The sequence below is a fragment of the Paenibacillus sinopodophylli genome, assembly GCF_005930355.1.
GTDB lineage: Bacteria > Bacillota > Bacilli > Paenibacillales > Paenibacillaceae > Pristimantibacillus > Pristimantibacillus sinopodophylli.
Genome location: NZ_VDBO01000015.1, coordinates 33,989 through 50,196, shown reverse-complemented (window position 1 = coordinate 50,196; position 16,208 = coordinate 33,989). Strand labels below are relative to the sequence as shown.

The window sequence follows — 16,208 nt, the reverse complement described above, 5'->3', positions numbered from 1 at the left end:
CCTATCCTCTCCCACTAAGAGAGGATAGGTTTTGTGCAAGTTTCGCTGGAGGAACTAAGAAGTGGGATATCTCAAAAAGATAGGATTAGATCATACCAGGGGTCAAATTTTTTTCAGCTTTATATTGACCATGTCGCTTGTTCTGCTGCTTACGGTAAGCAGCCTTTATGTACTATTGTCCAAGGTACAGCGAGATAACGCAGCGCTTTACATTGACGAGATTGCCCTGCAAACTAGCGGCAGGCTGGAATCGCAGCTTAATGAGGTTAACGTTCTGACGCTGCAGCTCGCGATGGATGAACGGATTCAAGAAGCACTGAGCTTGGAGAAGCAGGGGCATGAGACGGTCTATGACGAGAGAATGAGGCTGAGGAAGCTGCTCATTGAGAAGACAGCCTACTCAGATACGATAAAGGATATAGAGCTATATAGCTTGACCCGCAGTCTCTACCCTATCGTGGAGAAGAGTATCGAAGAGCGGGTAGACGAGCGTTATTTGAAGCAGGCGGATGACATTCATCAAGCTGGAGCGATGATATGGATTGGACGCGATCCGGATAATCCAGATGATCTGCTGGCTGTTAGGCAGTTAAAGCTCGAGAAAGAGCAGTATGCCAGCGGCGGCTATCTGCTTATCCGGCTCAAGCCTTCCATTATCGACTTAGGCACTACCGACAAGGCGAAGGACAAAGGTCGTGTCATGCGCCTTCTTGATGAGAACAATCAGAGCATGAATGTCGGAGAAGACAATGGACTGCTTCTGTCTGTTGGTGCGCTTGAAGGGGAGAGCAGCGATTATGTGACGGTAGTGCGGGCTATACGTTCGACGGGCTGGAAGCTGCAAATTATGATCCCGAAAAAAACGCTGACTGCAGATATTTACTTTTTGCGCGATGTACTGCTTTGGGCGAGCGTGCTGAGCATCTTCGTGTTTGCTCTGCTGTCTTATTATTTATCCAAATTCATTACATCGCCAATCAGAAGCTTAACTCGCATTATACAGGGCGGCAAGCACGGCAGTCCGCGGGAGAATCCCGATCAATATTTTAACCGCGAGGTTAATCAACTGAATTTGACCTACAACCAGATGGTTAAGCAAATTAATTATTTAATTAAATCGGTGTATGAGACGGAGATCGTAAAGATCAAAAGCGAAATTAAAGCGCTCCATTCTCAAATTAATCCGCATTTTTTGTTCAACACGCTCGATTCACTCTATTGGGATCATATCCGTAATGGCGAGCAAGAGCGTGCTCAGATAGTCATTCAGCTTGCCGATTTATTCCGATATACGATTCACTCCAGTACACAGGACGGGTTTGTGACCATTGATGAAGAGCTTGAGCAGGTCAAGCGGTATGGCGAGATTATGAAAATGCGCTGGCGCGAAAGGCTTGTTATTGAAATAGATTGCGAGCGAGAGCTTGGTGGCATAAAAGTACCTAAGCTGTCTATTCAGCCGCTGGTCGAAAATGCGATCGTGCATGGCATAGAGCCAATGGAGCACGGCGGCACGATCAAGCTGAGTGTAAAGGAGGAGACGGGCATCATCTCCTTTACGGTGAAGGATAACGGCATTGGCATAGAGCCAGACCAGCTGCACCAGATAAGAGAACGCTTACAGAATGATTCGAGCATTGCATTCGTTACAGGTAGAAATGGGATCGGGCTGTTCAATGTGTGCAAGCTGATCCAGCTCCATTACGGGAACCAATATGGCTTGACCATTGACAGCGCGCCGGGCGCCGGGACGACGATTGTATTAAAAATTTCGCTGCAGCCTGAGCCAGAGAGGGGAACTACTAACGATGACGCACAACATACTGGTGGTTGATGATGAGTACAATTCCCGCATGGGGGTTACATTTACGCTGGAGCAGTGGGGAGAGGAGAAGGTAAAGGTCGATATGGCGGATAATGGCAAGCAAGCGATGCGGCTGCTGGGCGAGAGGCAGTACGATTTGCTTATTACGGATATTCGCATGCCTCTTATGTCAGGTATCGAGCTGCTAGAGACGCTTCGCGCTGAGCAGAACGATATAAACACGATTTTGCTTACCGGCTTTGCGGAATTTGAGTATGCTCAGAAGGCACTGAGACTCGGAGCTGTCGATTATTTGCTCAAGCCAATCCGGCAAGAGCAGCTTATTCAGTCCGTAGAGAAAGTTTTTCAGTCCAAATCGGAGGAAACGGGAAATTGGCTTTCCTATGGCGTGCCTTCCAGCAACTCTTATATTCTTAATGCCGTGAAGTATATCCATGAAAGTATCGGCATGCCCTTGTCGATAAAGGAGGTAGCCCAGTATGTCCATTTGAATCCAAGCTATCTCAGCGTTCTGTTTAAGGAAGAGACGGGCGTAAGCTTTAGTGATTATGTCATTAGACTGCGAATGAAACGCGCCAAGGAGCTGCTCTATCACTCCCCGCTTAGTATGGATGGCATTTCTGAGCAAATCGGCCTTCAGACGGCGAGCTACTTCATACGTATTTTCAAAAAATATGAAGGCATTACGCCCAAGCAGTATAGGGAGCAGCACAAGGCGATTACGGCTGATGGCAGCCAAGGGTTTCTATCTTAGGCAAGTCTCTTCTATGCTGATTCATAAACATAACGAACTCTAAAATGAAGTCCTGATGATCAAGTGGTCATCGGGGCTTTTTTTAACATATAGGAATGGATAAGATTTCGCCAGCCTTTCTCTACATTTCTCGGAATGAAACGCGCCGTACCGCCATAGGGCGGAGACCGCCGTTTCACCTTGGGGGGAAGCGAATTCGGTTATAAAAGTAGTTTCGTCCCCCCTCATTGATGGATTGCCCCATCCCGTTAGTCTTTCCCTTTCTTATACAATGAAGACACAACACGGGAGGAGATGAAAGCATGCAAAGAAATCGAATAGGTGCCTATTTGTTCAGCTTTCCTAGTTTTTTTCTGACGATGGCCCTTGGCATATATCCGGTATTTTGGGCGCTTCGTTACATGTTTTATGATTATCAGGGTTACGGGACGCCTAAATTTATCGGGCTGGAAAATTTTGCGAGGGTGATGCGTGATGCTGAGTTCTGGCAATCTGTGGCGAATACTTTTGTATATGCCGGAGGCAAACTAATTATAACGCTTCCGTTGTCACTCATTCTAGCCGTTATACTTAACCGCAAACTGCGCGGCCGCCATGCGTTCCGGGCGATATTTTTCCTGCCTACGATATTCAGCGCATCTGTTATGTCTATCGTGTTCTATATTGTCTTTAACTCTTATAACGGTATTATCAACCAATACCTTCTCAAGCTGAATATCGTATCTGGCCCTGTTGATTGGCTCGGCGCAGCGCATGCGATGCTAACGATCGTTATCATTGCTGTATGGGGAGCTGTGGGCAACTATATGCTGCTCTTTATTGCTGGTCTGCAGAGCATCCCGGAGGATGTTTACGAAGCTGCGTCGCTGGATGGCGTAAATCCGGCTCAACGCTTGTGGTATATTACAATTCCAATGCTGGGACCTGTACTTCAGATGATCGTCATGCTGGCGATTACGACTTCCCTCAAAGGCTACGAGAGCATTATGGTCTTGACGGAAGGCGGACCTTTCGGCAAAACGGAAGTCATGTATCTCTACTTGTACAAGTTGTTTTTCCCGCTGACTACATCAGGCACGTCCGTTCAAAACATCGGCTACGGTAGTGCGGTCGGCTTCACGACAGCTGTCATCGTCGGTTTGGTCACTTGGCTCTACTTCTGGATGTCAAAAAAGCTGAACAACGTTTATTAAGGGGGAAGAAACATGACTATTCGTAAAATGCTGATTCGGATGCCGGTCTGGATTATGTTGATCGTGACGGCGGCGCTGATGCTGTTTCCAATCGTAATCGCGATGCTCGGCTCCTTCAAGACCAATCTGGAGCTGACGACAGGAGCGACGGTGTTCCCTTCGAAATGGCAATTTCAGAACTACATTGATGCTTGGAATAAAGCGGATTTCTCCGGCTTCACTTTCAACAGCTTGTATGTAGCCGTATTCGTTACCGTAGGCACACTGCTCGTATCCGCAATGGCGGCGTATGCAGTCGATCGTGTCGCCTTCAGAGGGAAGAAGCTGTTTATCCTTCTTCAATCGTTCACACTGTTCATCTCGATCGGTGCCGTAGTGCTGAAGCCGCAGTTTAATCTTATGGTTTCTATCGGTTTGCACAAATCGTTATGGGGAGTCATAATCATACTCATCAGTGCCCATGCTACCGCATTCTTCATGATTATTGGTTTCTTTCGCGGTATTCCAAAAGATTTGGACGAAGCTGCGCTCATCGATGGCTGTAATTTCTATTCGACTTTCTGGAGAATTATATTGCCGCTCCTTAGGCCGGCGCTGGCTGTTGTGGCTCTGTTTACCTTCCGGAATGCATGGAATGAATACATTCTGCCGCTCGTTTTCTCATTGTCGCGTCCAGATCTGCAGACGCTGCCTGTAGGGCTCGCGAATTTGAGATACGGGGCAGGCGCAGCTGTAGAGAATCAACTGATGCTCGCAGGCGCATGTATTTCCATTTTACCGCTATTGGTCGTTTACATCTTTGCCAACCGCTCCTTCATGCAGGTAACTATGGGCTCCGTTAAGGGCTGATCATTCCATATATTGAGGCGATGGACCATATGAAGCATTTATTTAGGAAGATGTCGCTAAAAAGACGGATTTGGGTTTCGTTTGTTCTGCTCACTGTCGTATGCATATCCGTCACGGGAACTTATGTTTCCGTGTTTTTTTCTCGTGAAATGAAAACGCAGGCTACCAAAACGAGCCAGGATACGTTGAACAAAACCGCTCAGGTGTTTGATGAGCGGCTGCGGAATATCGTCGTCTCGGTCTCGACGCTCATGATGGGGGAGCCATTTCAGAACACGATGAGCGATGTTCAGGCAAGCAACAGCAAGCAATTTTATAACCGGCTTTCCGAGCTGCAAACCCCCTTTGCCCAAATGATGCTTACCGAGCAGTCGATTGATTCTGTGCTGGTGCATACGCCGATCGGAGACTTCTATCCGACAGAGAGCAAGCGGAGTAAAAACGTTGATTTCACCAATACTTTGATTCAGAAGACGATCGTCAATGCGCCGAAACAATGGGCCACACTTTGGGTAAGCGGTCATGCAGACGAGCTGTTCAGCAGAGGGAATTCAGTCATCTCATTAATTATCAAGCCATTATTCGAGATGCAGCTGCCAGGCGTTTATGTCGTCGTTAATATTAGGGAAGATTACTTAGAAGAGCTTCTGCAAGCGCATTTGGAAGAAGGCAGTCTCAGACAGCTTGTCGTGGATCGAAGCAATAAGCGGGCTGTATTTTCCTCCGAGGTGAGCTTGCCCAGCGTTAACAGTCGGTTGAACGAGCAGATTGCCAGCGGCAACAGGGGGCATTTCGAATATTTATCGGAGAGCAACAGTCCTTTTCTTGTTAACTATGTAGCGCTGGGCATGATTCCCGACTGGATTCTTATCGGTTATCAATCCAAAGCACAGCTGCTCGAACCCGTACAACATATGCGATGGACCATTCTCACGATTATGGGTGTTTGCGTCGTATTAGCTCTTGTGATGTCCAGTATGCTGTCAGAGCTTCTGCTCAAACCTTTATCCAAGCTCCGCAGCTTAATGCTGAAGGTCGAGCAGAACCAGCTTGACGTCCGCTTCGAGAGTGTATTTGAGGATGAGATTAGTCAGGTTGGTCATAAGTTCAACCGCATGCTGGGGCAGATCAGTGAGCTTATTGAAGAAGTGAAAATGTCTGAGCAGGCTAAGCGCAAATCGGAAATCAAGGCGCTGCAGGCGCAGATCGATCCTCATTTTCTGTATAACGCCTTAAATACGATTTATTGGAAAAGCGAGATGGAAGAGCAACAGGATGTGAGCGGCATGATTGTGTCGTTGTCACTTCTATTTAGACTTGGTCTTAACAATGGCAAGGAAATCACGACGCTTCGACAGGAGCTTGAGCATGTGGAGCAATATTTGAAGCTGCAGGCTATGTGCTATCCTGATCTGTTTACGTACGTAATGCCGATTGTAGATGAGAAGCTTATGAATATACCGGTGCTCAAAATTATACTGCAGCCGCTCGTAGAAAATTCGATCCTGCATGGCTTGCAGGAGCTTCCGCATCCTGGTGTCATTCGAATTGAGGTGACAGCCGCAGATGGGATGCTGATGCTCACTGTAACGGATAACGGAAGCGGGATGGAAACGGCGCGCGTAGAGAAGATGATAAGCGGGGCTGACACTGAGCGTACTAGCTACGCGCTCTCTAATGTAGCGGCCAGATTATCACTCTATTATGGATACAAAGCTTCGATGAAGCTCGAAAGCGAGCCAGGTGTTAAAACATCTGTTCAGCTAATCATGCCTATTCAAGAGGTGATCAACGAATGAACAGGATAACGATGTGCATTATTGATGATGTGAAAACGGTTATAGATGGCATAATGAAAAAAATTCCATGGTCAGAGCATGGCATAGAAATCGCAGGCACAGCTATGAACGGCAAGGATGGTCTGCAGCTCATCAAGGACAAGCAGCCAGATATCGTAATGACAGACATCCGAATGCCGATGCAAAGCGGAATCGATATGATTCGCGAGCTCAAGGAGGAAGGGGAACAAGGACCGCAAGTTATATTTTTCAGCGGTTATTCTGACTTTACCTATGCGCAGGAGTCTGTCAGGCTCGGGGCTTTCGATTATTTGGTCAAGCCGTTTACTTCTGAGCAGGTGGTGGATGCCGTACTGCGTGCCAAAGCGAAGATTGAGGCGCAAAGGCTGGAGCAGATGGATCGGCTGGCACTGGAGAGAAAGGTAAGAGAGAGCCTGCCGTATTTGCGCCAAGAGTATTTCCGTCTATTGATTCGTCATGACGAGCTGCCGGAACGGGCAAGTGAGAAGTGGGATTTTCTCGGTATTGATATGGGAACCAGAGGTTTTGTTGCTATGGCGGTGCAAATTGACGGTTTAATGAACGAACGATTGCCGTTGCCTGTACGCGAGGTGGAGCTCACTCGGTTTGCGGTTCAGAACATTATGGAGGAAACGATTAAGAAGCATGCTAGAGGAATTGTATTTCGGGAGCATCTGGGCCAGTTTGTTGTGGTGCTTAATCCTGAGAGTGGCATTGATGTGCTCACAATTGCGGAAGCATGCAGGCATCATGTAAATGTATACGCGAAGCGAGATATATCTATTGGTGTCGGAGGTAGCGTAGAAGGAATAGGGGAGATTGCGCTGTCCTATGAACAGGCTAAGACGGCTCTCAGCTATCAATTTTATTCGGGAAGCGGCTGTATTATTTCTTACCGTGATATAGAGCGGCAGGACCATATTACGCCGCATTATTCCGCAGATAAAGAGACGGAGCTGCTGTACTGTCTGCGTTCGGGCAACCGTGAAGGAACAGAGCGGCTGCTTGCCAGTATAGCGGAGGAATGTCTGCGTTATCCAGCTCCGCCTGATCCGGATGTGATGACCCATTTATTCTACGGTTTAGCGTTCTCGATGTACCGTGTCATTGCTGAGAAAGCGGATGAGAAGCAGCGTATTTGGCTTGATGAGCGCTTGAGTGCCCTGAAGAAGGGGCGTTATCTCTCAACAGAAGAGCTGATCAGAGATGTGAGAGAGCTGGGCTTAACCGGCAGCGAATGGGTACAGAAGCGTCAGAAAAATGATGTGGGTCAATTGATTCATCAAGCGATGAATTATGTGAGCGGCCGACTGGGCAGCGATTTGACGGTACAGGAATGCGCGAACGTTGTCCATTTAAGTCCAAGCTATTTCTCAAATATGTTCAAGAAGGAAATAGGGATGACGTTTATGCAATACGTAACGGCTGCGCGAATGGATCGGGCTAAGGAGCTGCTTCTGGAAGGCATGCAGGTGCAGGACATTACCTTTGAGCTTGGCTATCGGGACCGCCCTTACTTCAGCGAGCTGTTCAAGAAGCATACGGGGCTCACGCCAACAGAATTCCGCAGCAAATACGAGAGAACGGATAGCAAAGGAGAATCAGAGTGATTTTCCCCTCCTAGGATCGTGTTTTTGTCCTTCATGGCAAGCTGCGCTTAGGTGCTACAATGAGGGCAGCAAGGTGAACCAAACGGCTCAGCACGGAAGGATCACCATTTGCTCAACAAAGGGGAGGTAAGACAGATGAAGAAAAGTTTTGTAACGAAGAGTACACTTTCGGTCTGTTACTTGCTAGTTATGGCACTCATGCTGGCAGCATGCTCGACGAATAACGGGTCGAACGAGAAACCAGATGCAGCGGCGGGCGGCGATGGAGCTGCCAAGACAAAAATTGCCTATTGGACAATAGATCGCCATGATATGGATTACATGCAGCAGCAGGTAGATAACTACAACGCTACAAACACGGATAATATAGAAGTTGAAATGAAAGTGATGGCAGATAATTATAATCAGTCAGTAGAGGTTGCTTTCGCGAGCAATCAGGCACCGGATATTTTCCGAAGCGGCGATTTCCAAACCTATGTGAGCAAAGGCTATTATGCTCAGCTGGATACGCTGCTAAGCGATGAATTTCTTGCGAAATTCGACGGTCTGCTGGTGGATGACATTTATACCAAAGATGGACATGTCTATACGCTTCCGAATACTGGACAGTTCTGGAGATTGCTTTATAATGTGGATTTAATGGAGAAAGCGGGCTACACGGAGCCGCCTAAGACACTTGATGAAATGGTTGAAATGGCCAAAAAAATTACGGAATTAGGCAAGTCTGAAGGCGTATACGGCTTTGCAAGCAACTTTAAAAATGGTTCTGGATTTACCCGTCCGGCATTTGCGTCAGGCTCATTAGGTTCAGAATCCAGCCATGAGGGCTTTAACTTCCAAACAGGGGAATTTGACTTTGGCATGTACGGCGACATTGCACAGGCGCTTCGCCAGATCAAAGTGGATGGCAGTATGATTCCTGGAGCAGAATCGCTTGATATCGATCCACTGCGCGCACAGTTTGCACAAGGGAAAATCGGCATGTATGTGAACCACTCCAGCGAGCCGGCCGTATACACCTCGCAGTTCCCGACCGATATTCGCTGGGCATCAACGCTTGTACCTACGAAGGATGGCCAAATTAACGGCGTTTCCTGGGTTAATGCAGGCGGCTATATCGGAATTAGCGCCAAATCAACGAAGCAGGAAGCTGCTGTGAAGTTTCTAGAGTATTTGTACAATGTTGAGCTTCGTTCCGAGTATCAAGAGAAGGGTCTAGGCCTCTCTGTTCTGCCTTATGTTAATGAAGTAGCAGGCAAGCCAGAGCTGGCAGGCATTGAAGGATTCCTTCCAACGAAATATGATGGCATTTATCCCGCAACGCCAATTTCGATTACAGAAACGAAGCTGGAAGGCAAGAAGTTTACCGACGTCTTTATCGAATATATTTTGACGGGCAATCAGGAGCTTGGAACGGCCATTGCGGATTTGAATGCCAGATATGGCAAGGCACTTGAAGCAGCTCGTAAAGAAGGATTAACGAATGTTAAGGCTAATCCCTCATTCAGCGCTAAGAGTCTTCAGGGTACTCTAGGCGAATAGGTTTTAACTGAAGGAGAGGCTGCCTGCCCAGGTAGTCTCTCCTTTCTGTAGATGCAATTGAGGAGGAGCCCTGATGAATTATTTATTCTTTCGTGCAGATCAGAGAAGTGAGTGGGGAAAGCAGTTCAACCAACTTTTTCCAAGCCAAGCACTGGAGGCGATTGCGGAGGCAGACCGCTGGTGTGCAAGAAATCATTTGGTTTGGAAAGGCATTGAAATTGACTTAGGCGATCCTGTGAACTGGCTGCATAATCCGACAGGTGACAAGGAGTTTACGTGGGGAATTAACCGCTTCAAGCATCTGCGCTCTTTAGGCATCGCGTATGCCTGCACCGGTGATGAGAAATATGCTGCCAGAGCTTTGGAGCATATTACGGGTTGGATAGACACCCAGCCGTGTCCTCGTGATCTGCCAGCCGAGGAACTGACCTATTTCCAAAGACCAGGTCCTTGGAGGCTGCTGGAGACGGGGCTGAGGCTTCGCCAATGGGTATATGCTTATCATTTCTTCCAAGGCTCGGACAGCTGGAGCGGGGACTCGGAGCAGCGGTTTTATGAATCCGTTAAGGAGCATGCATGGTTCCTCTCAACCTATACAGCCAGCATAGAAATCAATCATTCAATCATGCACATGATCGGTTTGTTAAGCGCTGGATTAACCTTCGACTCATGGGAGGACAGTGAACGTTGGCGCACAACAGCAGTCGAAAGACTGGAGGATTGCATTCGCGTACAGGTATTGCAAGATGGCGTCCATACCGAGCTTACTCCGCATTATCATATGGTGTCGCTTGAGCTGTTTGTTGATTGTGCGGTCATGCTGAAAAAGCGTGGGCTGGCGTTCTCGGCTGAATACGAGCGTATATTGGCAGGCATGATGCGTTTCGCAGGTTGCATGACAAGACAAGACGGCACGATGGCTCCATTCGCAGATTCCTATGCGAACCAGCCGCCGGATCTCAATGCAGCGGCTCTTTATTACAATGATGCAGGCTGGGTGCTTGAGGGACAGCTGCATGAGCAGTTTTGGACGGTAGGTCCCGAGCGGATAATAGAGCTTCTGGAGGATTCTGCTGAGCACAATAATGCTTCTTCTAGTTCGAATGAGGTGAAGCTGCCCTTCGCGTTCCCAGAAGCCGGCTATTATGGGCTGGGCAACGCAGAGCAGAAGCTGATTTTTGATGCTGCTGCATTAGGCGGTCCGCATGGCCATGCAGATGCACTTTCCTTCGAATGGTGTGCATTCGGCGAAGCCTTGTTTGTTGATCCCGGAACGTATACGTATATGGAAACACCTTGGCGCAAGCATTTCAAAAGCACAGCAGCTCATAATACCGTTCTTGTGGATGGACAGGACCAAACCCCGTACTTGCGAACACAACGGTGGGGAGTACCTGAAGCGGAAGTTTCCTTACTGGCTTGGGAGCCGGAGACGCAAATGGTTTGTGCGGAGCATGATGGTTATTCGGGACGCGGTATTAAGCACCGGCGTGCGGTTTGGTTTCTAGAAAGCGGCGAGTGGGTCATCTATGATCGCTTGACGGGAGCAGATGAACATACGTTTCAGCATCGGCTTCATACTAGGCTGCTGGAATGGAACGTTGAGAAACGCTCAGGCGATAAGTTCGCCCCTTATTATGGGAAAGGCGGCGGCTTGGCAGACGGACCATCAACACTTGGATGCGAAATGCTCGTATTTGGACCTGAAGCCATGGAGTTCGATGTGGAGGACAGCTGGGAATCTGTCCATCCGATGACAATGCAGCCGCTGAAGGTGCTTCAAAGTTTGCTGACCGCGAAGGAAGGCGCTTGGTTTATTACGGTGCTTAGACCATGTCTTGGGAACAGTGAATTTATGCCTAGTGAGTGGAGCTTGCGCATGGATGCACGCAGCTTGCCTGTTCTTAGCTTGAACCGAGCGAATGAAAAAAAGGAATTTCATATGCCAGAGTAACAAAAACGGAGGTGGCTTTGTGGACAACTTCAACGGTTTTATATCACATTATCTAATCTCAGGACCACAATTCACTGATTTTATAGCGGATCGAACCGACAATAACCAAATTCGTTTTGAGCAATATATGCGATCGATCGTTGCGGAGCGGGATAAGCAGGTACCTTCCGGCTCGATCCGAATCGGTGAACCAAGTGAGCTGGGAAAGCCATGGGAGTATTATTATCCGCGCAGTGGATTTGTGAATATTAGTCAATTTTCGGTAACGCCGCAAAAAGTGGAGCTTTTAGCGGCAACGGGGCTTATTGTAAAAGAAGATATCGTGGTAAAGGCTATTCTATGGACCTATACAGCTGTTGATGTATGGCTGGGAGAGCAAAAGGTTTGTTCCGTCGAGGTGCCGGTGTACAAGCCAATTATGAAGAGGGAAATGACACTGGAGCTGAGGCGAGGCTATAACGCATTGTCCGTTCGTATGCAGAACCTGGCAGTTCGGGATACGAGAAATATATTCGGCATTCAGCTATTAGAGAAGCTGGAAGAGATCGAAACCGCACTGCCGGACGCAGAGAACGCACTGCCCTTCCTTGAGCTGGACCGATGGTTATCGAGTATTCAGATGAATGGCAATCGTATGATTTTACCGGAAAATCCTCCGTGCCGTGTCTATCTCACTTACGGTGATGATAGCAATGATAAGCAGCGCGTTGATGTAAGTGACAGCAGCTTTGTGGATGTGCGGGAAGATGAGCTCATGGCTGTTGTATATGGCGAAATTCAACAGAAAAGGCTAATACGCAAAGTAGAGTTGCTGCAAAATAACAAGCCAAAGTATCGAGACAATGCCTCGCTTGCCGAGATTGAACAGGCGATGTTTGACGAGCTTGCCGCCATCGGCAAAGGTCCGACATTTCAACCGCTGCGCTTCGGTTTGTTCTATGTGCTGGCACGCTGGCATAGAGGCGAGAGAGATGTTCATGATGAGGCTCATATTAGGCGGGCAATCGAGCAGATCGAGCGACGTGAAGACTGCTCGGACTTCTTCCTGGCAGGGCTGCTTCGTCTCATGAGATTCTATCCTCTGCCGAAAGAATTAGCCTATCGAGCAGAACAAGCGATATTGAATTATCGTTACTGGATGACTGAGAGCGGCTCTGACGGCATGTGCTTCTGGAGCGAGAACCATGCGCTGATGTTCTATATATGCGCATATATGGCTGGCAAACAATACCCTGATCGGATTTTCCCAAGGTCAGGTCGTACAGGAGAGGAAGCCAGCTTGTTCGCGAAGGACAAGATTCAGCAATGGCTGGGGGATTTAGAGGAATACGGCTTTGAGGAATTTTTGAGCGCTGACTACATGTGTGTGACCTTGGGTGCTCTATTAAATGTTGTGGATTACATGGAAGACGAGGAATCTGGGAGAGCTGCGCTTTTGGTTGATGAGATGCTGCGGTCGTTTGCGTATCATACCTTCCGCGGTTCCATCGTCGCCCCGCAGGCGAGAATCTACCGCTCTGTCATTCTTCCGTTTACCCAAGCGGCTCAGTCCTTGATCAGCTTATTGAATGAGCAGGCTCCGCTTGGCAATAGTGAATGGATGGTTTTCCTAATGAATAGCAAGTACAAGCTGCCTTATTCGTTGGTTGACTTGATGAATGAGCCGCTAGAGAAGGAATATCAGACAGGGAATGCCTTAATCAAGCTCAAGAAGCAGAAGGATTATATGCTGACGTCTGTACAGTCGCCGAGGATGGATGAGAATCCTGTTTATTGGGAAAATATCAGTCAAAAAGAGGATGTTGACATTGAATCCAACGACTATATTAAATCCTTTAATGAGCGCTTCCACGGTACCTCTCGCTTTGAACCGGGCGTGTATGGCTATCAGCAGCATATGTGGTATGCCGCACTTGATAATGATACGGTTGTGTTCACGAACCATCCTGGTGAGTTAATTGATGATGGCGGTATGCGACCGGGGTATTGGTATGGGAACGGGGTAATGCCGGCCATTAAGCAGCAGGGCAATTTGCTTGGGGCCATCTATGATATTGGTGAAGATCATCCGGTTTCGTTTACGCATTTATTTTTCCCCACATGCAAGTTTGATAACGTTTCACAAGAAGGGCCTTGGTTGTTTGGTCAAAAGGATGACGGATTTGTTGCCATATGGAGCAGTGCTGCCATGGTACCGCATAATGATCGTCTGTTTGAGTGTGAATATCGGGTCTACGGTGATCGCACGGCCTATATTTGTCAATGCGGTTCCATCGAGGAATTTGCAAATTTGGATGCATTCAAGCGCTATTGTGCGCAGCTTGCTCCTGCGTTTGATCCATCTGGCCTGGAGTTATCGGCTTCGAATGGTTATACGCTTACCTCAATTCGATGCGAAAACAAATCACAGTACGTTTAGGCATAATGGAAACAATACGAAATAAATGAGGGTTTAATCGATTAGGAGGATGAAGCAATGAGTAGATTAAACGTATGGGAAAATGCAGAGCCGGGAGTCAAACGGAAAATATTCACGCCAGGGAAGACGATCATGATGATGGAGGTACACTTTGAGGAGGGGGCAGAAGGCTACTTGCACAGTCATGTGCATGAGCAGTTTTCTTACTGTATGGAGGGCCAGCTGGAGTTTACCATCAATGGCGAGAAAGTGGTCATCTCGGCGGGAGAAACCGTGTATATTCCGAGTTCAGCTGAACATGGCTGCCGTGCGCTCCAGAAGAGCAAGCTGCTGGATACCTTTACCCCGCTAAGACAAGATTTGATTGAGTAGTATCGCGTGAGGCCGAACGAAATGCAGGATAGCCTCCTGTATTCCGTTCGGCCTTTTTATTCCTATCGAAGTGCATTGCTTCTCCATTGCTTCTTCACGCTGGTTAGCGTGGCGGAACGGAACTCTTTCCTAGGAATGTATGAGTCCATGAGGCAGGGAATCGGAGCACCCTTCGATCAACTTGCTGCATACTGAGAGAAAAATGGAATGAAATAAAGCTGATATTTCACTTCTAGCTATTAATGGAAGACATTTTTGGACATGCTTGATTAGAGTAGATCAAATAGGAGCAAGAATCTGTTTATTGAAGATCATCATGTATGAAAAAATTCCGTAAATCATGAAACCAATGTTGTCCACGTCCCGTATCACCTCTTATTAGACGCTTAAAGCAAGCTGCATTATCGCAATTGAATAGTTTACCCAGACGCAAATGGGGAGTAGCTGTCACATAAAAGTCGTCAATACGAGAATGGAAGTTCTCCGGCTTTATGGGCATTGCCGATATGGGCATTGTTAGCGAGACCTTTGCCTAACGAGGCAGAGGTCTCTTGGCGTTTGGAGGTAAGATGGGGGATCCCATCATTTAATCAGAGGAGGAAGTCGCATGGATGTTGGGTTGTTATTGGAGTATGGCTGGGTTTTGCTCGTACTGATCGCGCTGGAGGGGTTGCTCGCAGCCGATAACGCGCTGGTTCTGGCAATTATGGTTAAGCATTTGCCACCCGATGAGCGTAAGAAAGCTTTGTTCTACGGTTTGGCAGGTGCATTTGTTTTCCGTTTTGGATCGTTGTTTGTCATTTCGTTCTTGGTGGATGTTTGGCAGGTGCAAGCTATCGGGGCGGTTTATCTCCTATTCATAGCGCTCAACCATATATTCCGTAAGCTGATCGTCAAGAAAGCCGAAGATTCCGCAGACAAGAGTTCTGGTAAAGAGCCTAAGAAAAGTGGATTCTGGTTTACAGTATTGAAAGTAGAAATCGCGGATATCGCTTTCGCAGTCGACTCCATCTTGGCAGCAGTAGCACTCGCGGTTGCATTGCCGCCAACAACCTTGCCAAAAATCGGAGGCATGGATGGTGGTCACTTTATCGTCATCTTCCTTGGTGGATTTATCGGTCTAATTATCATGCGTTTCGCAGCGAATATGTTCGTGAAGCTGCTTGAGAGCAGACCTGCTTTAGAAGTTGCCGCGTTCTTCATCGTCGGCTGGGTAGGCGTTAAGCTGGCGGTACATACGCTGGCGCATCCATCGCTGCACGTAATCCCGCATGACTTTGCAGAATCAACAGGCTGGAAATTAACATTCTACGTGGTGCTTGTACTGATCGCTGTTATCGGCTGGATGGTTTCAGGCGGCAAGGACAAGCAGAATCAGGAATCAAAGGCGGCATAATTGGAATGGCTCGGCTTGGCTCTTGGTGATATAAACTAAACTCATTTGATGTATGGAATACACCCCTTAGAATAGTCGTTGGAAACCCGACAGGGTTCAAACGATCATTGTATGGGGTGTATTTTTTATGCCTAGAAAGAGGTAGTCGTGGAATTAGGGTGTTTGCTGTGAGTTTAATATCGTTCCCAGTTCAAATGAATAAGGATTACTCAAATCTATAAATACAGATTCCGACAGGATTCTTCAAATATTTCCCCTTGGAATTAATGGTTTAAATTAACTTTAGATATATATATGAAATAATAAAGCTTATGACCCAGAAAAGTAGGAACAGATGTATTTAAGTGGCTTTTCTTTATTCAAAATATTACCTTCATGAATTATAATTAGTCGAATGGTCCCGAATAATGAGAAATTTAGTTTGAAGATATAGGATTATTGTGCTAGTATTTTGCTAGGTAAAATTTTCTACAC

Annotated in this window: 11 protein-coding genes; all 11 read left to right on the top strand. The window is 47.4% G+C overall.

Translation table 11 applies throughout. The features are described from left to right. Nucleotides 1-61 precede the first annotated feature (61 nt). Nucleotides 62-1,834, top strand: a complete 1,773-nt coding sequence (locus FGT79_RS26985; RefSeq protein ID WP_138755951.1) for a sensor histidine kinase — start codon at nt 62-64, stop codon at nt 1,832-1,834. Next, on the top strand, nt 1,809-2,579 hold the full coding sequence (locus FGT79_RS26980) for a response regulator transcription factor (protein WP_138755950.1): 771 nt from the start codon (nt 1,809-1,811) through the stop codon (nt 2,577-2,579). The genes FGT79_RS26985 and FGT79_RS26980 overlap by 26 nt, the downstream gene beginning before the upstream one ends. Nucleotides 2,580-2,881: 302 nt before the next feature. Further along, nucleotides 2,882-3,772, top strand: coding sequence for a carbohydrate ABC transporter permease (locus FGT79_RS26975; protein ID WP_138755949.1), 891 nt, complete (start codon nt 2,882-2,884; stop codon nt 3,770-3,772). A 12-nt stretch (nt 3,773-3,784) separates the two neighbouring features. After that, complete coding sequence (locus FGT79_RS26970) at nt 3,785-4,621, top strand: carbohydrate ABC transporter permease (protein WP_138755948.1); 837 nt, start codon at nt 3,785-3,787, stop codon at nt 4,619-4,621. A 29-nt stretch (nt 4,622-4,650) separates the two neighbouring features. Further along, nucleotides 4,651-6,420 (top strand): cache domain-containing sensor histidine kinase, encoded by a 1,770-nt coding sequence (locus tag FGT79_RS26965; RefSeq protein ID WP_138755947.1) that lies wholly within the window; start codon nt 4,651-4,653, stop codon nt 6,418-6,420. Continuing rightward, nucleotides 6,417-8,051, top strand: a complete 1,635-nt coding sequence (locus tag FGT79_RS26960) for a helix-turn-helix domain-containing protein (RefSeq protein WP_138755946.1) — start codon at nt 6,417-6,419, stop codon at nt 8,049-8,051. Before FGT79_RS26965 ends, FGT79_RS26960 begins: the two co-directional genes overlap by 4 nt. Nucleotides 8,052-8,186: 135 nt before the next feature. Beyond that, nucleotides 8,187-9,593 carry an ABC transporter substrate-binding protein gene (locus FGT79_RS26955; RefSeq protein ID WP_138755945.1) on the top strand — a complete coding sequence of 469 codons (1,407 nt, stop codon included), beginning with the start codon at nt 8,187-8,189 and terminating at the stop codon, nt 9,591-9,593. A 73-nt stretch (nt 9,594-9,666) separates the two neighbouring features. Beyond that, the gene (locus FGT79_RS26950) at nt 9,667-11,547 is read left to right on the top strand and encodes an alginate lyase family protein (protein ID WP_138755944.1); all 1,881 of its coding nucleotides are present in this window, start codon (nt 9,667-9,669) and stop codon (nt 11,545-11,547) included. 19 nt (nt 11,548-11,566) lie between these two features. Continuing rightward, nucleotides 11,567-13,966, top strand: a complete 2,400-nt coding sequence (locus FGT79_RS26945; protein WP_138755943.1) for a hypothetical protein — start codon at nt 11,567-11,569, stop codon at nt 13,964-13,966. Nucleotides 13,967-14,023: 57 nt separating this feature from the next. Then, on the top strand, nt 14,024-14,338 hold the full coding sequence (locus tag FGT79_RS26940; RefSeq protein WP_138755942.1) for a cupin domain-containing protein: 315 nt from the start codon (nt 14,024-14,026) through the stop codon (nt 14,336-14,338). A 607-nt stretch (nt 14,339-14,945) separates the two neighbouring features. Next, on the top strand, nt 14,946-15,734 hold the full coding sequence (locus FGT79_RS26935; protein WP_138755941.1) for a TerC family protein: 789 nt from the start codon (nt 14,946-14,948) through the stop codon (nt 15,732-15,734). Nucleotides 15,735-16,208: the final 474 nt, after the last annotated feature.